At 71.6% G+C, this 25,648-nt stretch carries 26 protein-coding genes and 1 tRNA gene; 17 read left to right on the top strand and 10 right to left on the bottom strand.

The window, feature by feature from the left end; genetic code table 11:
- The first annotated feature begins 215 nt into the window (after positions 1 to 215).
- A complete protein-coding gene (locus tag AB0M11_RS27205; RefSeq protein ID WP_365709900.1) occupies positions 216 to 752 on the top strand; it encodes a hypothetical protein in 537 nt (178 codons plus the stop codon).
- A 3-nt stretch (positions 753 to 755) separates the two neighbouring features.
- Here AB0M11_RS27205 and AB0M11_RS27200 read toward each other — a convergent pair whose 3' ends face one another.
- Positions 756 to 1,214 (bottom strand): type II toxin-antitoxin system PemK/MazF family toxin, encoded by a 459-nt coding sequence (locus AB0M11_RS27200; protein ID WP_365709897.1) that lies wholly within the window; start codon positions 1,212 to 1,214, stop codon positions 756 to 758.
- 239 nt (positions 1,215 to 1,453) lie between these two features.
- Here AB0M11_RS27200 and AB0M11_RS27195 point away from each other — a divergent pair, with 239 nt between their 5' ends.
- Entirely contained in the window at positions 1,454 to 2,206 is a 753-nt protein-coding gene (locus AB0M11_RS27195; protein ID WP_365709895.1) for an MBL fold metallo-hydrolase, read from the top strand.
- A gap of 94 nt (positions 2,207 to 2,300) precedes the next feature.
- On the opposite strand, the gene AB0M11_RS27190 is transcribed toward AB0M11_RS27195, so the two are convergent.
- A complete protein-coding gene (locus AB0M11_RS27190; protein WP_365709893.1) occupies positions 2,301 to 3,548 on the bottom strand; it encodes a PTS transporter subunit EIIC in 1,248 nt (415 codons plus the stop codon).
- Positions 3,549 to 3,678: 130 nt separating this feature from the next.
- Positions 3,679 to 4,977 (bottom strand): PTS transporter subunit EIIC, encoded by a 1,299-nt coding sequence (locus AB0M11_RS27185; protein WP_365709891.1) that lies wholly within the window; start codon positions 4,975 to 4,977, stop codon positions 3,679 to 3,681.
- 189 nt (positions 4,978 to 5,166) lie between these two features.
- Here AB0M11_RS27185 and AB0M11_RS27180 point away from each other — a divergent pair, with 189 nt between their 5' ends.
- The 4 genes from AB0M11_RS27180 (at position 5,167) to rdgB (ending at position 7,385) form a co-directional block, all read left to right on the top strand.
- Positions 5,167 to 5,400, top strand: coding sequence for a glucose PTS transporter subunit EIIB (locus AB0M11_RS27180; protein WP_089106674.1), 234 nt, complete (start codon positions 5,167 to 5,169; stop codon positions 5,398 to 5,400).
- Between the two features lie 76 nt (positions 5,401 to 5,476).
- On the top strand, positions 5,477 to 6,214 hold the full coding sequence (gene rph / locus AB0M11_RS27175; RefSeq protein ID WP_365709889.1) for a ribonuclease PH: 738 nt from the start codon (positions 5,477 to 5,479) through the stop codon (positions 6,212 to 6,214).
- Between the two features lie 127 nt (positions 6,215 to 6,341).
- Complete coding sequence (locus AB0M11_RS27170; protein WP_365709887.1) at positions 6,342 to 6,746, top strand: hypothetical protein; 405 nt, start codon at positions 6,342 to 6,344, stop codon at positions 6,744 to 6,746.
- Between the two features lie 33 nt (positions 6,747 to 6,779).
- Positions 6,780 to 7,385 (top strand): RdgB/HAM1 family non-canonical purine NTP pyrophosphatase, encoded by a 606-nt coding sequence (gene rdgB / locus AB0M11_RS27165; protein WP_365709885.1) that lies wholly within the window; start codon positions 6,780 to 6,782, stop codon positions 7,383 to 7,385.
- Positions 7,386 to 7,439: 54 nt separating this feature from the next.
- Here the strand turns inward: rdgB and AB0M11_RS27160 are convergent.
- Positions 7,440 to 7,522: transfer RNA gene (locus tag AB0M11_RS27160), tRNA-Leu, on the bottom strand.
- 115 nt (positions 7,523 to 7,637) lie between these two features.
- The gene (gene bcp, locus AB0M11_RS27155) at positions 7,638 to 8,105 is read right to left on the bottom strand and encodes a thioredoxin-dependent thiol peroxidase (protein ID WP_123976646.1); all 468 of its coding nucleotides are present in this window, start codon (positions 8,103 to 8,105) and stop codon (positions 7,638 to 7,640) included.
- A 104-nt stretch (positions 8,106 to 8,209) separates the two neighbouring features.
- Between bcp and AB0M11_RS27150 the strand changes: the two genes are divergently transcribed.
- Together AB0M11_RS27150 and AB0M11_RS27145 are read left to right on the top strand one after the other, a co-directional pair.
- Positions 8,210 to 8,542 (top strand): DUF3618 domain-containing protein, encoded by a 333-nt coding sequence (locus tag AB0M11_RS27150; protein ID WP_132890578.1) that lies wholly within the window; start codon positions 8,210 to 8,212, stop codon positions 8,540 to 8,542.
- A 24-nt stretch (positions 8,543 to 8,566) separates the two neighbouring features.
- Positions 8,567 to 8,926 carry a co-chaperone GroES gene (locus tag AB0M11_RS27145; protein ID WP_365709883.1) on the top strand — a complete coding sequence of 120 codons (360 nt, stop codon included), beginning with the start codon at positions 8,567 to 8,569 and terminating at the stop codon, positions 8,924 to 8,926.
- A gap of 81 nt (positions 8,927 to 9,007) precedes the next feature.
- Here the strand turns inward: AB0M11_RS27145 and AB0M11_RS27140 are convergent, their stop codons facing one another.
- Positions 9,008 to 11,329 carry a transglycosylase domain-containing protein gene (locus AB0M11_RS27140; RefSeq protein WP_365709906.1) on the bottom strand — a complete coding sequence of 774 codons (2,322 nt, stop codon included), beginning with the start codon at positions 11,327 to 11,329 and terminating at the stop codon, positions 9,008 to 9,010.
- 1,213 nt (positions 11,330 to 12,542) lie between these two features.
- Here AB0M11_RS27140 and AB0M11_RS27135 point away from each other — a divergent pair.
- From AB0M11_RS27135 to AB0M11_RS27120, 4 genes are all read left to right on the top strand, one after another.
- Positions 12,543 to 13,343 carry an ABC-2 family transporter protein gene (locus tag AB0M11_RS27135; protein ID WP_365709880.1) on the top strand — a complete coding sequence of 267 codons (801 nt, stop codon included), beginning with the start codon at positions 12,543 to 12,545 and terminating at the stop codon, positions 13,341 to 13,343.
- Positions 13,344 to 13,422: 79 nt separating this feature from the next.
- Positions 13,423 to 14,187, top strand: coding sequence for an ABC transporter permease (locus AB0M11_RS27130; protein ID WP_365709904.1), 765 nt, complete (start codon positions 13,423 to 13,425; stop codon positions 14,185 to 14,187).
- A gap of 31 nt (positions 14,188 to 14,218) precedes the next feature.
- On the top strand, positions 14,219 to 15,217 hold the full coding sequence (locus tag AB0M11_RS27125; protein ID WP_365709878.1) for an ABC transporter ATP-binding protein: 999 nt from the start codon (positions 14,219 to 14,221) through the stop codon (positions 15,215 to 15,217).
- 33 nt (positions 15,218 to 15,250) lie between these two features.
- Complete coding sequence (locus AB0M11_RS27120) at positions 15,251 to 16,003, top strand: DUF1707 domain-containing protein (protein ID WP_365709876.1); 753 nt, start codon at positions 15,251 to 15,253, stop codon at positions 16,001 to 16,003.
- A gap of 539 nt (positions 16,004 to 16,542) precedes the next feature.
- On the opposite strand, the gene AB0M11_RS27115 is transcribed toward AB0M11_RS27120, so the two are convergent.
- The gene (locus AB0M11_RS27115) at positions 16,543 to 17,208 is read right to left on the bottom strand and encodes a DUF4097 family beta strand repeat-containing protein (protein ID WP_365709874.1); all 666 of its coding nucleotides are present in this window, start codon (positions 17,206 to 17,208) and stop codon (positions 16,543 to 16,545) included.
- 232 nt (positions 17,209 to 17,440) lie between these two features.
- On the opposite strand from AB0M11_RS27115, the gene AB0M11_RS27110 reads away from it, so the two are divergent.
- From AB0M11_RS27110 to AB0M11_RS27100, 3 genes are all read left to right on the top strand, one after another.
- A complete protein-coding gene (locus AB0M11_RS27110; protein WP_365709872.1) occupies positions 17,441 to 18,208 on the top strand; it encodes a helix-turn-helix domain-containing protein in 768 nt (255 codons plus the stop codon).
- A gap of 66 nt (positions 18,209 to 18,274) precedes the next feature.
- Positions 18,275 to 19,579: a DUF445 domain-containing protein gene (locus AB0M11_RS27105; RefSeq protein ID WP_365709870.1), complete on the top strand. Its 1,305-nt coding sequence runs from the start codon at positions 18,275 to 18,277 to the stop codon at positions 19,577 to 19,579.
- A gap of 72 nt (positions 19,580 to 19,651) precedes the next feature.
- The gene (locus AB0M11_RS27100; protein ID WP_365709868.1) at positions 19,652 to 21,139 is read left to right on the top strand and encodes an MFS transporter; all 1,488 of its coding nucleotides are present in this window, start codon (positions 19,652 to 19,654) and stop codon (positions 21,137 to 21,139) included.
- A 342-nt stretch (positions 21,140 to 21,481) separates the two neighbouring features.
- Here AB0M11_RS27100 and AB0M11_RS27095 read toward each other — a convergent pair whose 3' ends face one another.
- Positions 21,482 to 21,937, bottom strand: coding sequence for a hypothetical protein (locus AB0M11_RS27095; RefSeq protein ID WP_365709866.1), 456 nt, complete (start codon positions 21,935 to 21,937; stop codon positions 21,482 to 21,484).
- A gap of 144 nt (positions 21,938 to 22,081) precedes the next feature.
- Between AB0M11_RS27095 and AB0M11_RS27090 the strand changes: the two genes are divergently transcribed.
- Positions 22,082 to 23,035: a helix-turn-helix domain-containing protein gene (locus AB0M11_RS27090; protein ID WP_365709863.1), complete on the top strand. Its 954-nt coding sequence runs from the start codon at positions 22,082 to 22,084 to the stop codon at positions 23,033 to 23,035.
- A 150-nt stretch (positions 23,036 to 23,185) separates the two neighbouring features.
- Here the strand turns inward: AB0M11_RS27090 and AB0M11_RS27085 are convergent, their stop codons facing one another.
- Positions 23,186 to 23,488 carry a hypothetical protein gene (locus AB0M11_RS27085; protein ID WP_365709861.1) on the bottom strand — a complete coding sequence of 101 codons (303 nt, stop codon included), beginning with the start codon at positions 23,486 to 23,488 and terminating at the stop codon, positions 23,186 to 23,188.
- A gap of 237 nt (positions 23,489 to 23,725) precedes the next feature.
- Between AB0M11_RS27085 and AB0M11_RS27080 the strand changes: the two genes are divergently transcribed.
- On the top strand, positions 23,726 to 24,256 hold the full coding sequence (locus AB0M11_RS27080) for a DUF2267 domain-containing protein (RefSeq protein WP_365709859.1): 531 nt from the start codon (positions 23,726 to 23,728) through the stop codon (positions 24,254 to 24,256).
- A gap of 36 nt (positions 24,257 to 24,292) precedes the next feature.
- Here AB0M11_RS27080 and AB0M11_RS27075 read toward each other — a convergent pair whose 3' ends face one another.
- The gene (locus AB0M11_RS27075; protein WP_365709857.1) at positions 24,293 to 25,579 is read right to left on the bottom strand and encodes a hypothetical protein; all 1,287 of its coding nucleotides are present in this window, start codon (positions 25,577 to 25,579) and stop codon (positions 24,293 to 24,295) included.
- Between the last annotated feature and the right edge of the window lie 69 nt (positions 25,580 to 25,648).

Here is a 25,648-nt window from a genome sequence, read left to right as displayed (position 1 = left end):
GGCTCGACCGTCACCCTGAAGTTCAGCGGTGTCGAGGACTCCTCGCTCCAGACCAGCTTCGTCGTCGACGACACCGCCGTCACGACCGGCTGACCGCTCCCGCGCACTGACCGGATCCCGCACCCGGAAGCCGTCCGGGTGCGGGATCCGTACGAGGGGCGGATACGTCATATCGGCACCAAGGGTCCGTTCCCCGACGGAAAGGCGGACACCTCATGCGCCGTACGACGTTCCACCGCGCGACGCTCGCCACCGCGAGCCTGCTCCTGCTGGCGGGCTGCGGCTCGCAGAGCGGGGGCGGTGACAAGGGCAGTGGCACGGTGTCCCCGACATCCCCGTCGGCGTCGGCGTCGGTGTCGGCATCCGCGTCCGCTTCCGCGTCCGGCCCGGCCTCCACACCGACCGCCGGTGGTTCCTCCGCCGGCTGCACGCCGCTGACCTCCGAACTGACCACCGCCGACAGCGGCCGTACCGTCTGTCTGGCCCGGGGCGGCACCCTGCGGATCACCCTGGACGGCACCGAGCGGCGACCCTGGCAGAAGATCGCCGCGGCCGGCGACACCGGCGCTCTCCAGGAGGTCAACTACGGGATCATGCTCCGCGGCGGCGACGCCGGATCCGCCTACCGGGCGGTGGCGGCCGGGACCGTCACCCTCTCCGCCACCCGCCCCCTGTGCGCCGAGCCCACGGCGCCCGGCCAGGTCTCCTGCAAGGGCATCCAGGAGTGGCACGTCACCGTCAGGGTCGGCTGAGCCTCAGCCGGCCAGGTGCCGTACCTGGTCCCACAGCACCGGGTCGACCACGCCCACCCGGCGCCGGAACTCCCACACCGCGATCTCGCGCAGCTCGTCCGTCTCCAGGAAGCTCGGCCGGCCCTGGGCGTCCCCGACCGAGCCGGGCGGCAACGGGATCACCCCGGCGCGCTCGTCGTGGTACTTGCTGGTGATCTTCGCGATGGTCGCCCGGTTGCCGTGCACGGCGAGCACCAGGCAGGGCCGGTCCTTGGCGCCGGGACCGTCCTCGTAGGGGACGTTGGCCCACCAGATGTCCCCGGGGTGGGGCCGTCCGGTCTGTGTGCGGGTGCCGTGCGGAAGCCCCGGCGGGCGGGTGCGGTGCCCGCGCGGCCGGTGGCCCCTGCCCCAGCCGTCGACGAGCGTGGCGACCAGCGCCAGCAGGACGACTGCCGCGAGCGCGAGCCACCATGACGTGTCCATACGACGACGTTACCGGCGCGAGATAATCAATGCGCGCCCTTGCGCGATCCTTGTGCGCCCTCAGTCCAGCCGAACCGGTGACAGCACAGGTGAGTTCGCCCACAACGGCCCCTGGCGGAGGAGCGACCGGCTCTTTTGCGCCTTACGCTCGACAAACCGCACGACCCCTGCTCAGTTCTTTCTTCCCGACTCCAGTTCCCGGTTGTTCCGGGTATCCCGCCAACGGAGGTTTCTGCTTCATGAAGCTCACCGTCGTCGGCTGCTCGGGGTCGTTCCCGTCCGCGGAATCGGCCTGTTCGAGCTACCTCGTAGAGGCCGACGGCTTCCGGCTGCTCCTCGACATGGGCAACGGCGCCCTCGGCGAGCTGCAGCGCCACTGCGGTCTCTACGACCTCGACGCGATCTTCCTGAGCCATCTGCACGCCGACCACTGCATCGACATGTGCGCCTACTTCGTGGCGCGCTACTACCGGCACGACGGCGGCCCGTGCCCCCCGATCCCGGTCTACGGCCCCGAGGGCACCGAGCACCGGCTCACCACCGCCTACGCCGACACGCCCACCGCCTCCTCGATGAGCGAGGTCTTCGACTTCCACACGGTCAAGCCGTCCACGTTCGAGGTCGGCCCGTTCACCGTCCACACCGAGCGGGTCCGCCACCCGGTGGAGGCGTACGGCATCCGCGTCGAGCACGCCGGCACGTCCCTGACGTACTCGGGCGACACCGGCGTCACCCCGGTGCTGGAGGAGCTGGCCAGGGACACCGACCTGTTCCTGTGCGAGGCCGCCTTCACGCATGGCAAGGAGAACATCCCGGACCTGCACCTCAACGGCCGGGAGGCCGGTGAGACCGCCGCCCGCGCCGGCGCCCGCCGCCTGGTCCTCACCCACATCCCGCCGTGGACCGACCCCGCCGTCAACCTCGCCGACGCGCGCGAGGTCTTCGACGGCCCGGTGGATCTGGCGGCCCCGCGGGCGACGTACGAGATCTGACCCGCGTACGGCGTTCAGGGCCGTACGACGCGAAGGCCCCCGCCGCGGCGGGGGCCTTCGTCATGTCGGTCGCTTCGTCATGTCGGTCGCGGACTCACGCCTTCGTGAGGTCCTCGATCTCCTCCTCGGGCTCGCGGCCCGGGGTGGGGAGGTTGAAGCGGACGATGGCGAACCGGAAGACGAAGTAGTAGATCGCCCCGAACACCAGGCCGATCGGGATGATCAGCCAGGGCTTGGTCGCCAGGTTCCAGTTGAGGACGTAGTCGATCACACCCGCGGAGAAGGTGAAGCCCGCGTGCACCCCGAGCGACCAGGTGATCGCCATGGACAGGGCGGTGAGCACCGCGTGGATCGCGTACAGCAGCGGCGCGATGAACATGAAGGTGAACTCGATCGGCTCGGTCACACCGGTCACGAAGGAGGTCAGCGCCATCGACAGCATCATGCCCATCACAGCCGCGCGGCGCTCCGGGCGGGCGGTGTGCGCGATGGCCAGGGCGGCGGCCGGGAGGCCGAACATCATGATGGGGAAGAAGCCGGACATGAACTGACCGGCCGTCGGGTCACCGGCGAAGAAGCGGGTGAGGTCGCCGTGGACGATGGTGCCGGACGCCGTCTTGTAGTCGCCGATCTGGAACCAGGAGACGGTGTTCACGAACTGGTGCATGCCGACGGGGATCAGCGCGCGGTTGATCAGACCGAACAGGCCGGCACCGAAGGCGCCGAGACCGGTGATCCACTTGCCGAAGTCGGAGATGCCGTCACCGATCGGCTTCCAGACCAGCCCGAAGAAGACGCCCATGATCGTGCCCACGAAGGCCATGATGATCGGCACGAGCCGGCGGCCGTTGAAGAAGCCGAGCCAGTCCACCAGCTTGGTCCGGTGGAAGCGCTGCCAGACCACCGCGCCGAGCAGACCCATCACCAGGCCGCCGAGCACACCGGGGTTGTTGTAGGTCGCGGCGATGTCCGCGCCCGCCTGCACCTTGGCGTCGGTGACGGGGAACGCGGTGAGGACGTTCTTGTAGACCAGGAAGCCGACCAGCGCGGCCAGCGCGGTGGAGCCGTCCGCCTTCTTGGCGAAGCCGATCGCGACACCGACGCAGAACAACAGCGGGAGGTTGTCGAAGATCGCGCCACCCGCGGTGGCGAACACCGCCGTGACCTTGTCCGGCAGATGCAGCTTGTCGTGGATGTCCTGCTGACCGAAACGGAGCAGCAGACCAGCCGCCGGCAGCACGGCGATGGGGAGCTGAAGGCTGCGGCCGATCTTCTGCAGGCCCTGGAAGAGACCGGAACCCCACTTCTTCGTGGGGGCCGCCGTCGCGGTGGCGGTTGTCATACGTCCTCCATCGGTGGTGGTCTACACCACTCAGTGGTGTAGACCTGTTGTACACGATGGGGGCGATATAAGGAACCCGTCAATTCCGCAACCGGAGCGCTACGCCCCGTACCCATGCGGTGACATGCACTCAGGCCTTGGTGACGTCCTCCACCTCGTCCTCCGCTTCCCGCCCGGGGGTCCGCAGACCGAACCGCGTGATGGCGAACCGGAAGACCACGTAGTAGACCGCCGCGAAGCACAGACCGATCGGCACGACCGCCCACGGCCGCGTCGCCAGCTTCCAGTTGATGACGTAGTCGATGAGCCCCGCCGAGAAACTGAACCCGTCGTGCACCCCCAGCCCCCACGTCACCGCCATCGACACCCCCGTCAGCACCGCGTGCGCCGCGTACAGCAGCGGTGCCACGAACATGAACGAGTACTCCAGCGGCTCGGTGATGCCGGTCACGAACGACGTCAGCGCCACCGACAGCATCAGACCGCCGATCTCCTTGCGCCGATGCGGCTTCGCGCAGTGCGTGATGGCGAGCGCCGCGGCCGGCAGCGCGAACATCATGATCGGGAAGAACCCCGACGTGAACTGCCCCGCCTGTGGATCGCCCGCCAGGAACATGTTGATGTCGCCGTGCACCGTCCGACCGTCCGGCGTCGTGTAACTGCCGAACTGGAACCAGACGGGCACGTTCAGGAACTGGTGCAGCCCCACCACCAGCAGCGCCCGGTTCGCGAGCCCGAACACCCCCGCCCCCCACGCCCCCGCCGCCCGCAGCCAGTGACCGAAGCTCTCCAGGCCGCTCCCGACCGGCGGCCAGACCCACAGGCACAGCGCGGCGAACCCGATGGCCACGAACGACATGATGATCGGGACCAGCCGCCGCCCGTTGAAGAACCCCAGCCAGTCCACCAGCCTCGTGCGGTGGTACCGGGCCCAGAAGAACGCGGTCAGCAACCCCAGCGCGATCCCGCCGAAGACCCCCGGGTTCTGGAACGTGAACGTCGACACCGTCCCGTCGCTCACCTGGCAGCCGACCCCGGGCAGCGTCCTCGACCCGACGGGACAGTCCTCCGGGAACTGGTGCAGCACCCCGTAGTAGACGAGGAAACCCGCCACCGCCGCCAGTGCCGTCGAACCGTCCGCCTTCTTCGCCATCCCGATCGCGACCCCGACGCAGAACAGCAGCGGCAGCCCGACCGACCCGTCCAGCAGCGCCCCGCCGGCCCCCTGCATCACCTTGGAGACCGCCTCCCAGCCCACCCCGCGCGCGCCGAACACGTCGGGCTGGCCCAGCCGGTTCAGGATCCCCGCGGCCGGCAGCACCGCGATCGGCAACTGCAGGCTGCGCCCCATCTTCTGCAGCCCCTGGAACAGCGCGTGCCACCGCTCCCGCGCGGGACCGGCCGTACTGGCGGCGCTGTCGGCACTCATGGGCGCGTCCTCCGGGCTCCTCCGGGTACCTCCGGGGTTTGTCGACCGCCCCCCAGCTGGTGTAGACCAGTCGGCAGACGGTTCCACCGCGGTGCTCGCCATCATTCGGCACCCGCGGTACGGCCGCTCGCAAAGATGGGCCAACTGTGGGTTACTGCGACAAAGCGGTTCGGATCAGGGAGAAGGAACATGGCCAGCAAGGCTGAGAAGATCGTCGCCGGCCTCGGCGGAATCGAGAACATCGACGAGATCGAGGGCTGCATCACCCGGCTGCGCACCGAGGTCCACGACGCCTCGCTGGTCGACGACGCCGCCCTGAAGGCCGCCGGTGCCCACGGCGTCGTCAAGATGGGCACCGCCATCCAGGTCGTCATCGGCACCGACGCCGACCCGATCGCCGCGGAGATCGAAGACATGATGTGAGCCCACGGCTCACCCGCAAGGGGCTGCTCCCGACGCGGGAGGAGCCCCTCGCGCGCGTACGGCTAGGCTCGTCGCCATGTCTCGAATCGACGGCCGCACCCCCGAACAGCTCCGCCCGGTCACCATCGAACGCGGCTGGAGCAAGCACGCCGAGGGCTCCGTCCTCGTCTCCTTCGGCGACACCAAGGTCTTCTGCACCGCCTCCGTGACCGAAGGCGTCCCCCGCTGGCGCAAGGGCAGCGGCGAAGGCTGGGTCACCGCGGAGTACGCCATGCTCCCCCGCGCCACCAACACCCGCGGCGACCGCGAGTCCGTCAAGGGCAAGATCGGCGGCCGCACCCACGAGATCTCCCGCCTCATCGGCCGCTCCCTGCGCGCCGTCATCGACTACAAGGCCCTCGGCGAGAACACCGTCGTCCTCGACTGCGACGTCCTCCAGGCCGACGGCGGCACCCGCACCGCCGCCATCACCGGCGCCTACGTCGCCCTCGCCGACGCCGTCACCTGGGCCAGGGAACGCAAGCTCGTCAAGGCCGGCCGCCAGCCCCTGACCGGCACCGTCTCCGCCGTCTCGGTCGGCATCGTGGGCGGAGTGCCCTTGCTGGACCTCTGCTACGAGGAGGACGTCAGGGCCGAGACCGACATGAACGTCGTCTGCACCGGCGACGGCCGCTTCGTCGAGGTCCAGGGCACCGCCGAGGCCGAGCCCTTCGCCCGCGACGAACTCAACGCCCTCCTCGACCTCGCCGTCGCCGGCTGCACCGACCTGGCCACGATCCAGCGGGCGGCGCTCGACGAGGTGCTCCAGAAGTAAAAGGGAAGGAAAAAGGCGAGGTAAGGAGGGGCAACCCCGGCGGCCGACCCAGCGTCCCTATCAGTACGGGCGCACGGCACGTACAACCGTGCGCCCGGCCAGCCACACCACGGGGAGGGACACCACCATGGCCGCCAGCCGACGCCGAGGCCGTCGCACCACCGCCATCGCCGCCGCAGCCGCGACCACCGCACTCACCGCCGCCCTGCTCACCGGCTGCGCCTCGGTCGACACGGCGCTGGACTGCGTCCGCACCGCCGACTCCATCGCCGACAGCGTCACCGCCCTCCAGCAGGCCGTGGAGAACGCGGCGAACGACCCCGCCCGGACGGACGCCTCCCTCGACTCCATCCAGCAGAACCTGAAGAAGATCGGCGACAGGACCGACGACGCCGACGTCAACAAGGCGGTCGACAACCTCCAGAAGGCCGTCGACAACGTCCGCACCGCGGTCAGGAACGGCGACTCCACCCCCGACGTCACCCCGGTCACCGACGCGGCCGGCGAACTGACCAAGGTCTGCACGCCGTAAGGCACCGCTCCGGCCCTTGCGATACTGCTGGCCATGACGACCCGCCTGATCCTCGCCACCCGCAACGCCGGGAAGATCACCGAGCTGCACTCCATCCTCGCGGAGGCGGGGCTGCCCCACGAACTGGTGGGCGCGGACGCCTACCCCGACATCCCCGACGTCAAGGAAACGGGCGTCACCTTCGCCGAGAACGCGCTCCTCAAGGCCCACGCCCTGGCCCAGGCCACCGGCCTCCCCGCCGTCGCCGACGACTCCGGCCTCTGCGTCGACGTCCTGAACGGCGCCCCCGGCATCTTCTCCGCCCGCTGGGCGGGCCGCCACGGCGACAACAAGGCCAACCTCGACCTGCTCCTGGCCCAGCTCTCCGACATCGCCGACGAACACCGCGCCGCCCACTTCGCCTGCGCGGCGGCCCTCGCCCTGCCCGACGGCACGGAGCGGGTGGTCGAGGGCCGACTGCGCGGCACCCTCCGCCACGCTCCGTCCGGCACCAACGGCTTCGGCTACGACCCGATCCTCCAGCCGGAGGGCGAGACGCGCACGTGCGCCGAACTGACCCCCGCCGAGAAGAACGCGATCAGCCACCGGGGCAAGGCGTTCCGGGCACTGGTGCCGGTGGTGCGGGAGCTGCTGGGCTGACCGGGCTGACGGAAACGGCCTGCGCATCGCTCTTCGACTCGCAGGCCGTTCATGTGCGGCGGAAGGGATTCGAACCCTCAAGCCCGTCAAGGGCCACAGGACCTAAACCTGCTGCGTCGCCGTTGCGCCACCGCCGCCAGCGCCAGCCATCGTACCGGGAGTTGTCCGCCGTCGTCGGCCTCCTCCGCACCAGGTGCCGGTGAACACAGCACCCGGTGCGAGCCGTCCGCGTCGGCGGGGCTCAGACGGCGCTCAGATGCCCAGATCCTTGATGATCTTTGCCACGTGGCCGGTGGCGCGGACGTTGTAGAGGGCCTTCTCGACCTTGCCCTGCTCGTCCACGATGATCGTGGAGCGGATGACGCCCAGGTAGGTCTTGCCGTAGTTCATCTTCTCGCCGAAGGCGCCGTACGCGTCGAGGACCTTCTTGTCGGGGTCGGCGAGGAGGGTGACCTTGAGGTTCTCCTTCTCGCGGAACTTGCCCAGCTTCTCCGGGGCGTCGGGGGAGATGCCGAGGACGTCGTAGCCGGCGTCGGCGAGGAGGGAGAGGTTGTCGGTGAAGTCGCACGCCTGCTTCGTGCAGCCTGGAGTGAGGGCCGCGGGGTAGAAGTAGACGATGACCTTGCGGCCCTTGTGGGCGGAGAGGGACACCTCGTTGCCGTCGGCGTCGGGGAGGGTGAAGTCGGGGGCCACGTCCCCGGGCTGCAGTCGCTCGCTCATCGGTCTAGCGTAACGGGGGGTCCTGACCGTGCGGTGGCGGCGAGAGCTGACAGACTGTCCAGAACAGGCAGCACGGCAGTACGGCAGACTTCGGAGGGCCCACGGTGGCGGAGACGTCGGACACCAGAACCCCGGCGCAGATCGAGGCGGACATCAAGCGCCGCCGCGAGGTGCTGGCCGAGACGCTGGACGAGATCGGGGTGCGGGTGCACCCGAAGACCATCGTCGGCGATGCGAAGGCCAAGGTCGCGGCCAACGTCGATCACACGCTCGGAAGGGCCTACGTCCAGGTCAACCGTGTCGTGAGCGATGTGAAGGCCCAGTTCGTCGATGAAGAGGGCGCGCCGCGGCTGGAGCGGGTCGTACCGGTCGCCCTCGTCGCCGTGGGCGTGGTCGGGCTGCTGGTCCTCAGCGGCACCCGGCGGCGCAAGAGCTGACCAGAGGCAGGTAGGTTCAAAGGCGTGAGCGCCAAGAGAGACGAGCAGATCAGCAGCCAGCACGACAAGCTGCCGATCCGGATGCTGCACGACCGGGTCCTGGTCAAGCAGGACGCCGGGGAGGGTGAGCGCCGGTCCGGCGGGGGCATCCTGATCCCCGCCACGGCGGCCGTCGGCCGCCGGCTGGCCTGGGCCGAGGTGGTCGCGGTCGGCCAGAACGTGCGGACGGTGGAGCCCGGTGACCGGGTGCTGTTCGACCCGGAGGACCGTGCCGAGGTCGAGGTGCGGGGGGTGGCGTACGTGCTGATGCGCGAGCGCGACCTGCACGCGGTGGCCGCCGACCGGTTCGAGGGCTCGGAGGACTCGACCGGCCTGTATCTCTGATCCAGCTGCCCGAAGGGGCCCGGTGACCGTGGTCACCGGGCCCCTTCGCCATGCGTCATGCCGCCGGACGGACGGCGTCGGTCACTGGACGAACCCGAACCCGCCTCCGTCACCCGCTGTCGTGCCGGCGGTGGTGCCCGCGTCGTTGCCCGCCGTCGTGCCGGCGGTGGTGCCGGCGGTCGTGGGCCCGGCGGTGGTGCCCGCGTCGTTGCCCGCCGTCGTCGTACCGGCGTCGGTCCCCGCGCTCGTCGTGCCGGCCGTGGTGGTGCCGTTGGTGGTGGTGCCGTTCGTCGTGCCGCCGTCGGTGGTGCCGTTGGTGGTGGCGCCGTTCGTGCCGCCGTTGCCCTGGCCCCCGTCGGTGGTGCCGCCGTTGTCCTGGTTGGGGCCGGTGGTGCCGCCGTTGTCCTGGCCGCCGGTGCCCGGGGTGGCCGTGCTCAGGGTGGGCGGGGCCACGGTCTCGGCGCCGGCCTGGAGGTCCAGGTCGAAACTGGCGGCCGAGGTGCCGTGCAGGGCGGCCTTGGTGTACTGCGCCCAGATCTCGGTCGGGGCACCGCCGCCGTTGATGCGGGGCAGGCCCAGCGCGCCGTACAGCGGCTTGTGGGCGGCGGTGACCGGGTCCTGGCCCATCACGGAGACGACCGTGGCGAGGTCGGGGGTGTAGCCCGCGAACCAGGCGGCGGTGTCCTCCTCGGCGGTGCCGGTCTTGCCGGCGGCCGGGCGGCCCGCGCCCTGCGCGGCGGTGGCGGTGCCGTTGTCGACCACGCTCTGCAGGACGGAGGTGGTGGTGTCGGCGGCCTGCCTGCTGACGGCCTGCTTGGTCGTCGACTCCGGCAGCCTGATGTCCTGGGTGCCGTCCTTCGTGATCTTCTGGACCATCGTGTACGTGCCGTGCTTGCCGTGGTTGGCGAGCGTGGCGTACGCCTCCGCCATGTCCAGGACGCTGGCGGTGGCGGTGCCCAGGGCGATGGACGGGTAGGGCTGGAGGTCCTTGGTGTCGGCGGGGATGCCCAGGTCGACGGCGGTCTGCTTGACCTTGGAGGGGCCGACGTCGACGGCCATCTGCGCGTACACCGAGTTCACGGAGAGGTCGGTGGCCTTGCGGACGGTGATCTGGCCGTACGACTTCTCGTCCTCGTTCTCCGGCGCGTAGGCGCCGCCGGGCCAGCCCTGGACGGTGCGCTTGTTGGTGCCGTCGTAGTAGGTGTTCGGCGTGATGGTCTGGCCGGACTGGGTGGTGGAGCCGTTGTCGACGGCGGAGGCGAAGACGAAGGGCTTGAAGGTGGAGCCGACCTGGAAGTCACCGCGGGTCGCGCCGTTGGTGTACTGCTTCACGTAGTCGATGCCGCCGTACATGGCGACGACCTGGCCGGTCTTCGGGTCGACGGAGGCACCACCGGCGCGCACGTAGGTGTCGGCCTTGTTGTTCTTCTTGTCCAGCTTGGAGATCAGCTTGTCGTTCACCGCCTTCACGAAGGCGTCCTGCTTGGACTTCTGCAGGGTGGTGGTGATGCGGTAGCCGCCGGCCTCCAGGGAGTCCGAATCCACGATCTTGTTCTTGATCAGGTAGTCGTTGACCGCGTTGACGATGTAGCCGCGCTGTCCGGACATGCCGGTGGAGACGGTCTGCTCCTTGGGCATCGGGAACGTCATGGCGGCCCGCTTGGACTCGCTGAGCCAGCCCTTCTTGACCATGCCGTCGAGGACGTAGTTCCAGCGGGCGACGGCCGCGGCCTTGTTCTCGGGGTGGGCGACGACGTCGTACTCGCTGGGCGCGTTGACGAGCGCGGCGAGGTAGGCGGCGCGGGCCGGGTCGAGGTTGGTGGCGTCCATGCCGTAGTAGGCCTGGGCGGCGGCCTGGATGCCGTAGGCGTTGCGGCCGAAGTAGCTGGTGTTGAGGTAGCCCTCCAGGATCTCGTCCTTGGGCTCGGTGCGGTCCAGCTTGATCGCGATGAAGAACTCCTTCACCTTGCGGGTGACGGTCTGCTCCTGCGCGAGGTAGTAGTTCTTCACGTACTGCTGGGTGATCGTCGAGCCGGACTGGGTGCCCTTGCCGGTCGCGGTGTTCCAGGCGGCGCGCAGCATCGCCTTGGGATCGACGGCGGACTCGGTGTAGAACTCGCGGTCCTCGGCGGCGAGCACGGCGTGCTGGGCGTCCGCGGAGACCTGGGCGAGGGTGACGTTCTCCCGGTTGACCTCGCCGTCGCGGGCGAGCTGGGAGCCGTCGGCGTACAGGTAGACGTTGGACTGCTTGGTCGCGTACGCGTTGGCCGCCGGGATCTTCACCATCGAGTAGCCGAGGAAGAACAGGCCGATCAGCAGCAGGACGCCGAGCACGAAGGTGCCGAGCAGCATCCGCCAGGTCGGGACGATCCGCCGCCATCCGGTCCGCTTGGGCCGCTTCATCTTCTTCCCACCCCCCTTCTTCGTCTCCACGGGCGCCACCGCCACCGCCGCCGCCTCCGCGACCCCTGGGCCGGGAACCGCGGCGGGGGCGGGCGCGGACGCCGGGGCGGCGCCGGGAACCGCTGCCGAGGCCGCGGCGGACGCCGCCGCCTTCGGCACCCTGATCGCCTTGAGCTGCCGTGTCTGCGTGTCCCGCCCGTCCTGCCGGTTCCCGGCTGCCGTCGGGGCGGTGGGGCGTGCCGTCGGTGCCGGGATGGCGGTGAGCTGTCGCGTGTCGGTGTCTCCGGCCGGTGGCCGCGGCGGCACGACCTTCGGCCCGCCCGCCCCCGACTCGCTCCCGACCCGCCCGGCGCCTTCGGCCTGCCCGTCCTGCCTGTCCTCGGCTGCTTCCTGCCGGTTCCCGGCTGCCGTCGGGGCGGTGGGGCGTGCCTTCGGTGCCCTGATGGCGGTGAGCTGCCGCGTGTCGGTGTCTCCGGCCGGTGGCCGCGGCGACACGACCTTCGGCCCGCCCGCCCCCGACTCGCTCCCGACCCGCCCGGCGCCCTCGGCCTGCCCGGCGCGCTCGGCCTGCCCGGCGTCCTTGGCCCGCTCGGCCTGCTCGGCATCCTCGGCTCGCTCGGCCCGCCCGGCGCGCTCGGCCTGCCTGGCGTCCTTGGCTCGCTCGGCGCGCTCGGCCCGCCCGGGGTCCTCGGCCCGCCCGGCGCCCTCGGCCCGCTCGGCCTGCCTGTCCTGCCTGGCGTCCTTGGCTCGCTCGGCCTGCCCGGCCCGCCCGGGGTCCTCGGCCCGCTCGGCCTGCCCGGCCCGCCCGGTGTTCTCGGCTCGCTCGGCCCGCTCGGGCTGCTCGCCCTGGCCAGGCGTGGCCGGCTCGGACGCCGCGGGCGGCCTCGGCTTTCTCGCCTCGGCCTCCGCCTGCGGCGGGGTCTGCTTCTCCTCGGCCGCGGCCGGCGGCTCCGTCGGGCCTCCGCCGCTGTGGTTCGGCTGCTGCGGCTGCGGCTCGTCGCTCATGTCGTGCACGGACTCCTGATTTCGCGTCGTACGTTCGTTCCCCGTACGACCTCGTACGCTTCTGCGCCCCCAGATGAAGACTCTCGCACCGCGCGTTCCGTTCCCGGATTCCGGCACGCTTCGGTCACGGAAATTGCGTGGCCTGCGATGTCGCCGGCGCAGTAGGCTCCTGCGCTTCGGTGTCGGGCGGTCCGGGAGGTGAGTCGGCGTGGGTGCGGGACGGTTGTACACGGCCGTCGCGGCGGGGGGTTTCCGACGGTACGCGACGTATCGGGCGGCCACCGCGGCCGGGGTGTTCACCAACACGGTCTTCGGGATCATCCTCGTCTACACGTACTTGGCGCTGTGGGACGAGAAACCGCACCTCGGAGGCTATGACCAGGCGCAGGCGGTGACCTATGTGTGGCTCGGGCAGTGCCTGTACGCGACGCTCGCGATCCAGGGCGGCGGCGCGGAAAAAGACCTGATGGAGCGTATCCGTACCGGTGCGATCGCGATCGACCTGTACCGTCCGGCCGATCTCCAGCTGTGGTGGCTGGCGACCGATCTGGGCCGCTCCCTGTTCCAGCTGCTGGGGCGGGGCGTGATCCCCTTCCTGGTCGGCGCGGCGTTCTTCCCGATGGCGCTGCCCACGGACGCCGGTACCTGGGCCGCCTTCCTGGTCGCGCTGTTCCTGGCGATGCTCGTCAGCTTCGGCATCCGCTACCTGGTCGCGCTGAGCGTGTTCTGGCTGATGGACGGCATGGGAGTCAACCAGGTCATGATGATCACGGGGATCTTCTTCTCGGGGATGACGCTGCCGCTGAACGTCTTCCCGGGCGGCTTCGGCGAGGTGGTCCGCGTCCTGCCGTGGGCGGCGCAGATCCAGATGCCGGCGGACGTGCTGATGGGGGAGACCGGGGTGGCGGGGGCCCTCGCCTTCCAGGCCGCGTGGGCGGTGGCGCTGCTGACCGCGGGCCGGCTGCTGCAGACGGCGGCGACGCGACGGGTGGTGGTGCAGGGTGGCTGAGGTGCGTGTTCCCGACGGGTGGCGCGGGGCGGCCGAGCGGGGCCGGGACGGGCTGCGGGCGTACCGGCTGGTCGCCGGGATGTGGATGCGGTCCACGATGACCTACCGGACGTCCTTCGCCCTCACGCTGGCCGGGAACCTGCTGGTGACCGGGCTGGACTTCGCCACGATCCTGCTGATGTTCTCGCGGGTCGACTCGCTCGGCGGCTGGTCGCTGCCCGAGGTCTCCTTCCTGTACGGCCTGTCGGCGACCGCGTTCGGCGTCGCCGACCTGGTGCTGGGCTCGATGGACGTGCTGGGCACGCGGATCCGTGACGGCTCCTTCGACACGCTGCTGGTCCGGCCGGCCCCGGTGCTGGCCCAGATAGGAGCGGACCACTTCGCGCTGCGCCGCCTCGGCCGGATCACCCAGGGCGCGGTGGTGCTGGGCTGGGCGCTGGTCTCCGTCGACGTCCACTGGACTCCGGCGAAGGTGCTGCTGGTCCCCCTGATGGTGGCCGCCGGCGCGACGATCTTCTGCGCGCTGTTCGTGGCGGGCGCGGCCTTCCAGTTCCTGGCGCAGGACGCGGCGGAGGTGCAGAACGCGTTCACCTACGGCGGTACGACGCTGCTCCAGTACCCGCCGACGGTGTTCGGGAAGGACTTCGTGCGCGGGGTGACGTTCGTCCTGCCGCTGGCCTTCGTCAACTGGGTGCCCGCCGCGTACGTGCTGGGGCGGCCGTATCCGCTGCGGCTGCCGGCGTGGACGGCGTGGTCGCCGCCGCTGGTGGCGGTGGTCTGCTGCGTGCTGGCGGGGCTTGCCTGGCGGGCGGGCCTCAGGGCGTATCGAAGTACGGGAAGTTGATCTGATGATCGGGGCGCAGGGAGCTGAGCTGATGTCGGACGTGTTCATCGAGGTCGACGGCGTGGAGAAGGTCTTCGAGGTCCGCAAGAAGACCGGGTTCCTGAAACGGGAACGGCGGCAGGTGCGGGCGGTCGACTCGCTCTCCTTCACCGTCGGGCGCGGGGAGATGGTCGGGTACATCGGCCCGAACGGCGCCGGCAAGTCGACCACGATCAAGATGCTGACGGGCATCCTCACCCCGAGCGGCGGTCGGCTCCGGGTGGCCGGCATCGACCCGTCCCGCGAGCGCACCCGCCTGGCCCACCGCATCGGCGTGGTCTTCGGGCAGCGCACGACCCTGTGGTGGGACCTCCCCCTCATCGACTCCTACCGCCTGGTGCACCGCATGTACCGCATCCCGGACGCCCGTTACACCGAGAACCTGGACCGCCTGGTGGAACTCCTGGCCCTGGAGCCCCTGTTGGACGTCCCGGTGCGGCAGCTCTCGCTCGGCCAGCGGATGCGCGGCGACATCGTGGCGGCGCTGCTGCACGACCCGGACGTCCTCTACCTCGACGAACCGACGATCGGCCTCGACGTGATCTCGAAGGCCAAGGTCCGCGCGTTCCTGCGGGAGCTGAACGCCGACCGCGGCACCACGGTCCTGCTGACCACCCACGACCTCCAGGACATCGAGCAGCTGTGCTCGCGCGTGATGGTCATCGACCACGGGCGGCTGATGTACGACGGTCCGCTCACCGGACTGCACGAGGCGGGGGAGAGCGAGCGGACCCTCGTGGTGGACCTGGAGCGGGAGCTGCCGCCGATCGACGCGGGCCCCGCGGCCCGGGTGGTGAAGGTGGAGGGCCCCCGGCAGTGGCTGGCGTTCCCGGCGACGGAGTCGGCGGCGCCGCTGGTGGCGCGGATCGCCGCGGAGTACCCGCTGCTGGACCTGTCCGTCCGGGAGCCGGACATCGAGTCGGTGATCGCCGCGATGCTGTACTCGACGGGGGACACCCCGGAGCCCTCGTCGGAGCAGCCGACGGCGTAGTCCAGGGCGCCGGGAACTCGTAGTCTGCACCCCATGACCGACGATGCCCCGGAGCTGCGTGCCTCCGACGCCGATCGTGAACGAGTCGCCGAGATCCTGCGGGACGCCCTCGCCGAAGGGCGGCTCGACATGACGGAGTTCGAGGAGCGGCTGGAGGCGACGTACCTGGCCCGTACGTACGGTGACCTGGCGCCGATCACGCGGGACCTGCCGGCGGCGGGGCCGGCACCGGCCGTGTCGCTCAGCAAGCCCCCACTGGAGACGGGGAGTTGGGGGAGCCGGATCGTCGGCGGCGAGGGTTCGTCGTCGTGGGCGGTGGCGGTGATGTCCGGCTTCCAGCGCAAGGGCCGCTGGACGGTGCCCAGGCGCTTCACCGGCTTCGCGTTCTGGGGCGGCGGCGAGATCGATCTGCGCGAGGCGAACTTCGCGGACCGCGAGGTCGAGATCAACTGCGTCGCGATCATGGGCGGGATGAACGTCGTCGTGCCGCCCGGCGTCGAGGTGGTGATGCGGGGCATCGGCGTCATGGGCGGCTTCGACCACCGCGAGGACGCCGGGCCGCCGGAGCCGGGCGCGCCGAGGGTGGTCGTGACGGGCTTCGCGTTCTGGGGCGGGGTCCAGGTGGAGCACAAGGTGACGAAGGCGGAACGCCGGCGTCTGAAGGAGGAGCGCCGCCAGGAGCGACTGGACCGCAGGTCGGCCCGGCACGAACTGCGCGAGGCCCGGCACGAGTTGCACGAGCAGCGCCGAGAGGAACGCGACCGCCGAAGGCACGGCGACCACTGACGGCGCGCCCGCCGAGGTGCGCCTGCCGAGGTGCGCCTGCCGGCGCGGTGCCGGTGCCCCGTCCGACTTGGCGCAGATGCCGAGGCCGCGAACTGCGGCGAACGGCCCCTGCCGCCCCACCCCGGGGCCGGGCCGCGGTCTCCGGGCAGCCCGTGTCCGCCGCGTCCACGCACGGTCGGCGGGCCCCGGCTCGTGCCGGCGCGTGCCGCCCGTGCGTGGTCGGTGCCTGGCCGGCGGCGCCGTCCGCTGCGGTCACCGGGCGCCCCGCGTCCGCCGCGTACGCCCACGGGCGTGGCCTGGCGCGTGCCGGTGTGCGCCGTCCGTCGGTTGTCGGTGCCGTGCGGGGCCGGGCCGCGGTCTCCGGGCAGCCCGTGCCCGCCACGTACGCCCACGGGCGGCGCGCCCCGGCGCGTGCCGCCCGTCGGTCGTCGGCGCCTTGCGGCGCTCCAGGGCGCGGTGGCTGAACTGGCGGCAGGAGCCCGTGGCTGGCTCGTGGTGCCCACCCCGGACCCCGGGGAGGTGGCCCGGGACCCGTGGATTCAGAGGCTGCGGGCGGTGATGTCGCCCTGGGAGGTGGTGGCGCGGATGTCGAGCTCGGTGGTGCCGTCGTTCTTGAGGGCGTTGCTGACCCGGCCGTACCCGGTGCCGGCGTCGAGCGCGGCCGAGACGCCGGCGGCGGCGGTCACCGTGATGTCGCCGGACCGGGTGCTCAGCACGACCGTGCCGCGCAGCGCCTCGGCGATCCGGATGTCGCCCCGGGCGGTGCTGATCTCCGCGTCGCCGCCCAGCCGGCCGACCTCGACATCGCCGTCGACCGCGGTGAGGCGGAGGCTCGTGGCCTCGTCGATCTTGATCTGGCGGTACGCCCCGTCGAAGGTGACGTCGCCGAGGCGCCCCACCCCGCGGAGCTCGGCGCTGCCGGACGTGCCCTCGACCCGCGAGCCGGCGGGCAGCTGGACCGTCACCTCCACGGACCCGGACGGACCGAAGAGCTGGCTCTTGGCCTCCGGCGCGACGATCCGCAGCACACCGTCGGCGTAGCCGACCTCGATCTGCTCGGCCGCCTTCACGTCCCGGCTCCGGCCGGCGTCGGCGGGCCGGACCTCGACCGTGGTGTCGGCCCGGTCGGCGGCGATGAGCCGGATCTGGCCCGCCGGGATGTCGAGGACGGCGGAGACCGGGGCGGGGGTGTCGAACTTCTGCATCGTGCGCTCCTTGGATTCGTTGTCCGTGTTGTTTCTGATGACAGAAACGCTACGTTGCGTTCATGGATAAGGCAACGCGCATGTTGCTACGTGGAAGGCATATCAGCAGCTCAAGCCCACTAATTCGTTGCGATGACATTGAATCTAACGCAACGACCCCCGTCCCTTCGTTGCAATGGATTGAAGGTGAACGCTATGCTGGCGGCACCGGGGAACCACAGAGGAGGCCGTGATGCCGGGAGGCAGGCTCACCCAGCAGGAGCGTCAGCAGATCGCGCTGGGGCTGGCCGACGGCCTCGCCTACGCGGAGATCGCCAGACGCCTGGACCGCCCCACCTCGACGGTCACGCGCGAGGTCATGCGCAACGGCGGCCCCGTCGCCTACCGCCCCGAGATCGCCCACCGGGCCACCGCGCACCGCGCCCACCGCCGCCGCCAGACCGCCCCCCGGGCCGCGAGGACACCCCCACCCGCCCCCGGACGCGACACCGAGGCCGTACGGGCGTACGAGGAGGTCTTCACCACCGTCTTCATGCAACAGGGCCTGCCCAGGATGGCCTCCCGGGTGCTGACCTGCCTCTACACCACCGACGCGGGCAGCGTCACCGCGTCCGAGCTCGTGCAGCGGCTCCAGGTCAGCCCCGCGACCGTCTCCAAGACGGTCGCGCTCCTCGAAACCATGGGCCTCGTCCGCCGGGAGCGCGACGAACGCCGCCGGGAACGCTACGTCGTCGACAACGACGTCTGGTACCAGGGGATGATCGCCAGCGCCCGGTCCCACGCCCAGCTCGCCGAGACGGCACGGCAGGGCGTCGGCGTCCTCGGCGCCGGCTCCCCGGCCGCCGTCCGCCTGGAGAACATCGCCCGGTTCGTCGACTTCGTCGGCGAGAGCATGGCCCGCGCCGCCGAACAGGCCCGGGACATCCTCTACGCGCAACCCGGCCCGGACAATTCGCCCGCCGGACAGGCCGCGGGAACTCCTGCCCCGCTCCGGGAGTAGGTCAGGAAGGGACAATAAGTGCGGGATCACCGTGAGGGTGGAACCGGCCGCGAACGGGTGGAGCAGATGGTGGAACGCACGGGGACGGCGGCGCCGTCCTACAAGTCCATGAACGCCTTCACGCCCGCCGACGAGGAGCGCCAGGCCGGCGTACGGCGGATGAAGCGCACGGCGACCGGCCTGCTGCTGCTCGTCGCGCTGGTGTACGCGCTGGCCAAGTGGGCGTCCGGCGCGGGCGCCGGCCCCTGGGCGGACTACGTGGCCGCGGCCGCCGAGGCCGGCATGGTCGGCGCGCTCGCCGACTGGTTCGCGGTGACGGCGATCTTCCGGCACCCACTCGGCGTGCCCATCCCGCACACCGCGATCATCCCCAACAAGAAGGACCAGCTCGGCATCTCCCTGGGCGAGTTCGTCGGCGAGAACTTCCTCTCCCAGGACGTCGTACGGCAGCGGCTGCACGCCGTCGGCATCGGCAGCCGGCTCGGCACCTGGCTGGCGGAGCCGAAGAACGCCGACCGGGTCACCGCCGAGCTGGCGACCGCGCTGCGCGGCGCCCTGACCGTGCTGCGGGACTCCGACGTCCAGGCCGTGGTCGGCGAGGCGATCACCCGCCGGGCCGACGCGCAGGAGATCGCCCCCGGCATCGGCAAGATGCTGGAGCGGATAGTCGCCGACGGTGGCCACAAGCGGGTCGTGGACCTGGTCGTCAGCCGGGCCCACGACTGGCTGGTGCTGCACGGGGACTCGGTGATGGACGCCGTCCAGGGCGGCGCGCCGGGCTGGACGCCCCGGTTCGTGGACCGGCGGGTCGGCGAGCGCGTCTACAAGGAGCTGCTGCGGTTCTGCGCCGAGATGCGCGACATGCCGTCCCACCCGGCCCGCGGCGCCCTCGACCGCTTCCTCTCGGACTTCGCGAACGACCTCCAGTCCGACACCGACACCCGGTCCCGTGTCGAGCGGCTCAAGGGCGAGGTGCTGGGCCGCGGCGAGGTGCAGGACCTGATCGCGTCCGCCTGGACGGCCGTCCGGTCCATGATCGTCGCGGCGGCCGAGGACGAGCGCAGCGAGCTGCGGCTGCGCGTGCGCGCCTCCCTGCTCTCCCTGGGCGCCCGGATGGCCACCGAGCAGAAGGTCCAGGACAAGGTCGACAGCTGGGTCGAGGGCGCGGCCGTGCACGTCGTGACGACCTACCGCAAGGAGATCACCTCTCTGATCACCGACACCGTGGCCGGCTGGGACGCCGAGCACACCACCCGCAAGATCGAGGCGCACATCGGCCGCGACCTGCAGTTCATCCGGATCAACGGCACGGTGGTGGGGTCGCTGGCCGGAGTGCTGATCTTCACGGTGTCGCGAGCGCTCGGGGCGTAGACCGCGCGGGCCGGGGCACCCGAACGGGCGGCTTCGGTTCTGGACTTCCGGCCAAGGAGGCGCGCGTTGGGTATGGCTACGGACATGGGCGTGGAAGAGAGCGGCGGCCGGACGATCACCACCCGGATCCCGGCCCGCCTGGACCGGCTCCCGTGGTCCCGCTGGCACTGGACGATCGTCATCGGCCTGGGCACGGTCTGGATCCTGGACGGCCTGGAAGTCACGGTCGTGGGAAACATCGCGAGCCGCCTGTCCGAACCGGGCAGCGGCCTGGCGATCTCCTCCTCCCAGGTCACCGGCACGGCCGCCGCCCTCTATGTGGCGGGCGCCTGCATCGGCGCCCTCTTCTGGGGCCGCCTGACCGACCGCCACGGCCGCAAGAACCTCTTCATGATCACCCTGGCGGTCTACCTGGCCGCCACCGCCCTGACCTCGATCTCGTTCGCCCCCTGGTGGTTCTTCACCTTCCGCTTCCTCACCGGCTTCGGCATCGGCGGCGAGTACGCGGCGATCAACTCCGCGATCGACGAACTCATCCCGGCACGGCACCGGGGCCGCGTCGACCTGATCATCAACGGCAGTTTCTGGATCGGCGCGGTCGGCGGCTCGCTGCTCTCGATCGTCGCGCTGAACACGGACTTCCTGGCCAAGGACGTCGGCTGGCGGCTGACCTTCGCCCTGGGTGTCGTCCTCGGGCTGGTCATCCTGCTGGTACGGCGGAACGTCCCGGAGAGCCCGCGCTGGCTGCTGATCCACGGCAGGGAACGGGAGGCGGAGGAGATCGTCTCCTCCATCGAGGAGCGGGTGGCGACCGAGCAGGGCAAGCCGCTGCCGGAGCCGGACGGCGAACTGGTCATCCACCAGCGCCGGGGCACCTCCTTCGTGGAGATCGGCCGGACGCTCTTCCGCGACTACCGGCGCCGGGCCGTCCTCGGTTTCTCGCTCTTCATAGGGCAGGCGTTCCTCTACAACGCGATCACCTTCGGCTTCGGCGCGATCCTCACGACCTTCTTCGACGTGCCGACGGGCGACACCGGCTACTACTTCGTGGTCATCGCGGTGGGCAACTTCCTGGGCCCGCTCCTCCTGGGCAAGCTGTTCGACACGGTCGGGCGCCGGGTGATGATCTCGTCGACGTACCTGCTGTCCGGTCTGCTGCTGTTCGGCACGGCCTGGCTGTTCGACCGGGGCGCGCTGTCCGCCGGGACGCTGACGGCGTGCTGGTGCGCGGTCCTCTTCTTCGCGTCCGCGGGCGCGTCCAGCGCGTACCTCACGGTGTCCGAGATCTTCCCGATGGAGACGCGGGCGATGTCCATCGCGTTCTTCTACGCCCTGGGCACGGCCGCGGGCGGCATCAGCGGCCCCCTCCTCTTCGCCGACCTCACGGGCACGGGCAAGGTCGCCGACACGGTCCTGGCCTTCCAGATCGGCGCGGGCCTGATGTGCGCGGCGGGCCTGGTCGCGGCACTCCTCGCGGTGAACGCCGAGCGCAGGTCCCTGGAGGACATCGCGGCCCCCCTCTCGGCGACGGCGCGCGGGACGGCGAAGGCGCAGGCGTAGGGGCCGACGGGCACCGCCACTCCGCGCTCCCTACGGGGCCTCCGCCGCGGGCGGTCGTGGGTCTGCGGCCCGGTGGGGGCTGGCCGCGCAGTTCCCCGCGCCCCTGACGGGGCGCTGCAGTCGCGTCAGCTTCCCAGCCGCGGGCAGTCGTGCCTCCCCCAGTGCCTTAAGGGCCTGGGAGGTGCCCCCAGGGCGGCACGGGTGGGCGCGGGCGGCACCCTGCAAGCGCCGGTAAGCGTCCCACCCCCGCCCGGCACCGGCGGACGGCACTCTGTGGCGCCGGGCGCCGGGCTGCCCGCGCCCCGGTACACGACGCCCGCCCTCACCTTGTCGGCCATCCGGTCAGGCACCGGTCGTCGACCCTGGCCGCACGATCATCAGTATCGTCACGGCGGCCCAGAGCAGGTTGAACACCCCGGTGAACATGGCCAGCCGGACGGTGGCCTCGCGCGTGGCGCCGCCGCCGGCCTCCACCAGCGCGCTCTGCCGCGGCAGCACCAGCGCGGCGAGCACGACCGCGGCGAGCGCCGTGAGCGCGATCGACACGATCAGCCAGGCGCTGCCGAGCACGTGCATGCTGCTCGCCGTGGCGAACCCGAACACCGGGACGACGACGCCGACCACGGCGTACACCTGGCAGATCCGAAGCAGCAACCGCAGGGTCTCGGCGGCCCGGACGTCGTCCGGCGCCTCCATGGCGCGGCGGGCGGCGGGCGGGAACATGCTGGCGGCCACGGTCACGGGACCGACGGCGACGATCGCCGCGAGGACGTGGACGGCGAGGAGGAACTTGGTCACGGCGACGACCGTAGGCGCCCGGATGATCACGCAGAAGCGGCGGTACTGCCACGCTTCGACGGATTCTCGCCAACGAACGCCACCGACGGCCAGGAAAGCGGTCCCGCGGTTGGCGGTAACCCGTCGAACAGCTACGTTCCTGCCATGCACACCGTGGCTGTACTCGTCCTGGACCAGGTCGTCCCGTCGGACTTCACCGTGCCGATCGACACCTTCGGCTGGGCCCGCCTGCCCGACGGCCGGGACGCCTACCGGGTGCGGGTGTGCGGGCCGGCGGCCGAGGTGTCCGCGGCGGGCGGCGTGTTCACCGTCAAGGCGCCGTACGGGCTGGACGCGCTGGCCGAGGCGGACACGGTCATCGTGCCGGGCGTCGCGGACCCCGCCGGCAGCCTGCCGCCCGAGGTCGCGGGCGCCCTGCGCGCGGCGGCCGCGCACGGCACCCGGATCGCGTCGGTCTGCGTCGGCGCGTTCGTCCTCGCGGCCACCGGCCTGCTGGACGGCCTGCGCGCCACCACGCACTGGGCGGCGGCCGACGCCCTGGCCGCCCGGCACCCGGCGATCGAGGTGGACCCGAACGTCCTCTACGTCGACAACGGCCAGTTCCTGACCTCCGCGGGCGCGGCCGCGGCCATGGACATGTGCCTGCACATGGTCCGCAAGGACTACGGTTCCGCGGTCGCCGCGCACACCGCCCGTATGTCGGTCATGCCGCTGGAACGGGAGGGCGGCCAGGCCCAGTTCATCGTCCACGACCAGCCTCCGGCCCCGGCCGGCGCCACCCTGGAGCCGCTGCTCGCCTGGCTGGAGGACCACTGCGACCGGGACCTGACCCTGGACGAGGTCGCGGCGCGGGCCGGGATGAGCACCCGTACCCTCAACCGCCGCTTCCGCGAGCAGACCGGCACGACACCGCTGCAGTGGCTCCACCGGGCGCGGGTGCGCCGGGCCCAGCACCTGCTGGAGACCACCGGCCACCCGGTCGAGCGCATCGCGTCCCAGTCCGGCTTCGGCTCGCCGACCGCGTTCCGGGAGCGCTTCAGAAGGGTCGTGGGGACGAGCCCGCAGGCCTACCGGCGGGCGTTCCGCGGCCTGGACTGAGCAGGCTCAGCCGCGCCGGTCCGTGCCCTGGACCGAGGAGGCTCAGCCAAGCCCGTCCGTGCCCTGGACCGAGAAGGCTCAGCCAAGCCCGTCCGCGGCCTGGACCGAGAAGGCTCAGCCAAGCCGGCACGTGCCCTAGACCGAGCAGGCTCAGTCGCGCCGGTCCGCGACCGCCCAGGACGCCAGCGCCACCGCGCCCGCCACCCCGAGGACCGACGGCCACGCGCCCACCTTCTTCGCCAGCGGATGCGACCCCGCGAACGCGGCGAGATAGGCGGCGGACAGCGCCCCGGCGGCCTTCCCGCCCGCCCGCTGCCGCCACTGCTGCGCGGCCGCGGCCCCGGCGACGGCCAGCACGGCCCCGCCCAGCGGCCGCTGCTTCGTCCAGCGCGCCACGCCGTAGCCGCCGACGAGGCCGCTCGCCGCGATCACCGAACTGGGAACCCTGGCCATGGCTCTCTCCTTCTTCGTCCGGTACTTCGTCCGGCTTTGTCTCCGGCTCGTCTCCGGTCTTCCGAGGCTAGCCCCCGGCATCCGGACCACCCTGACGTGAGCGCACTCCTGTCAACTTTGTTCATCCGGAAAGCTCAGTAGTTTCGTGTCATGGCCACCGATTTCCGGGGTACTCGGCGTGCACCGACGCGTAACCTGCCCCGGAGTTCCCGGATGCCCGGAAGAGGAGTCAGCACGATGACCGTGACGAGCCCGCACCCGAGAGCCGCCATCGCCGCCCCCGCAACCGCCACCGCGCCCGCTCCGACCCCCGCCCCGGCCCCGAGCCCCCGTGCGGTGCGTCCGGTCCGTACCGGAGGCTGGCAGGAGTTCACCGAAGCCGTGCGGGAGGCCGGCCAGTACCCGACGTGGGCGCAGGCCGAGCGGGTCACGCACACCGTCCTGTCCGCGCTGGGCGGCCATGTGACCGGTGAGGAACGGGTGGACCTCGCGCAGGCTCTCCCGCTGGAGGCGGCCGGGCTGATCGCCGCCCAGATCCCGGCGGCCGACCCGCTGACCGCCCGTCAGTTCGTCGACTCGGTGGCCGCGCGCATCGAGGGCTCGACCCCCGCCACCGCCCGCTGGGACGTCAGTTCGGTCCTCGGTGTCCTCGCCGACACGATCGGCGAGCCCCTGACCACCCGTCTGCTCGCCCAGCTCCCGCCCGGCTACGCGCTGCTGTTCGGCCGGGCCGAGCTGGCGCGCTACAACCTGGTCGCCGCGGACTGAGCGAGGCCGCCGCCGCCCGGCCCGAGCCGCCGGTTCTCACGACCGCCACTTCGGGCTGAGCGCGAGGGCGCGGAGCTGCTTCATGGTCAGCGCCGGGGCGCTCCGGGTCGCGGCGGTCTGCTGCGACCCGGAGTTGAAGGCGCTGGCCACGACCCGGAAGCCGTCGGTGCGCATGGTGTCGGCGGTCCACATGACCACCCCGGCGCCGCCCTTCTCGCCGGGCCCCTTGTGCTCGGCGACCCGCGTCCCGTCGGGCAGGGTCTCGGACCCGCTGCCGAACAGCTCCTTCGCGACGTCGGACATGTCGGCCTGCACGTTGACCTGGACGAGGCTCCGGCCGTGCCCGTCGTCGACCACGACGTACGTGAACTCGCCGTCGTCGTCGCTCGCGTGCGCCACCACCTTCAGCCCCTTGGGGAGCAGCGAGGTGAGGGTCTGCCGGATCCCCGCGCCGTGCTGGGGGGCGGCGGGCGGCTCCTGGGTCTGCCGGGGGTCCCGCGGAATGGCGTCGACGACCCCGCGCCACTCCTCCGCGGCCGCCAGTGCCGTCAACCGGGCCGCCGACAGGGGAGGTCGGTCCCGGCTGATCCGCGCGTCCTTCTCGGCCGCGGCGTTCCACTCGGCGACGGAGACGTGATGGCCGTCCGGCGTCACCAGGTTCGCGGTCCACAGCTTGGTGTCCACCCGCCGGTCGGGATACTCGTACCCCTTCACGACGGTGACGACGGACGCGTCCGGCAGATGGCGGGTGACGCAGCTGTCGAAGGTCGTGAAGACCTTGTCCGGGCAGCGGACGGCCTGCTGGGCGTCGTGCCCGCCCGGCAGCACCCGGTTCACGGTGACGCTGACGGCGGCGGCGCCGTGCCCGTCGTCGTACACCACCTGCGCGTAGGGCGCCACCAGCGGGTCGGTGGCGTCGACGCCCCGCCCCTCCGCCTTGCCGAACGTCCCGCCCGGCAGCAGCTTCTCCAGCGTTCTGATCATCTCGTCCGAGGTCACGCCGCGGGCGGCCGGGGCGGTGGGGGAGGCGGTGGGGCGCGGTGTGGTCGACACGGCGGCGGGGGGCTGCCCGGACGCCGACCCGCCCCAGGGCACCAGCAGCGCCCCGCCGGCCCCGGCGAGCGCGACCCCGGCGACGCCGCCCAGCACCGCGGCCCGCCGCCGCAGCCGGAGCAGCCGCCCCCGCGCCGCACCGGCGGCGACGAGCGCGCCCCGGTCGGCGTCGAAGGTGCCGCCGGCGTCGTGCAGGGCGGTGGCCAGCCGCACCTCGAAGGCCTGCTCATCACTGCTGTCGCTGTCGTTGTGCCGCTGCTCCACGGGCATGACGAACCACCGTTTCCACAAGATTCACAAGGATCACAAGGCTCACAAGTTCACAGAACTGCGGTGTCA

It is taken from the genome of Streptomyces sp. NPDC051987, assembly GCF_040680735.1.
In the GTDB taxonomy this organism is placed as follows: domain Bacteria; phylum Actinomycetota; class Actinomycetes; order Streptomycetales; family Streptomycetaceae; genus Streptomyces.
Note: the sequence above shows the minus strand (reverse complement) of the source record. Positions and strands in the feature narration are given on the sequence as shown.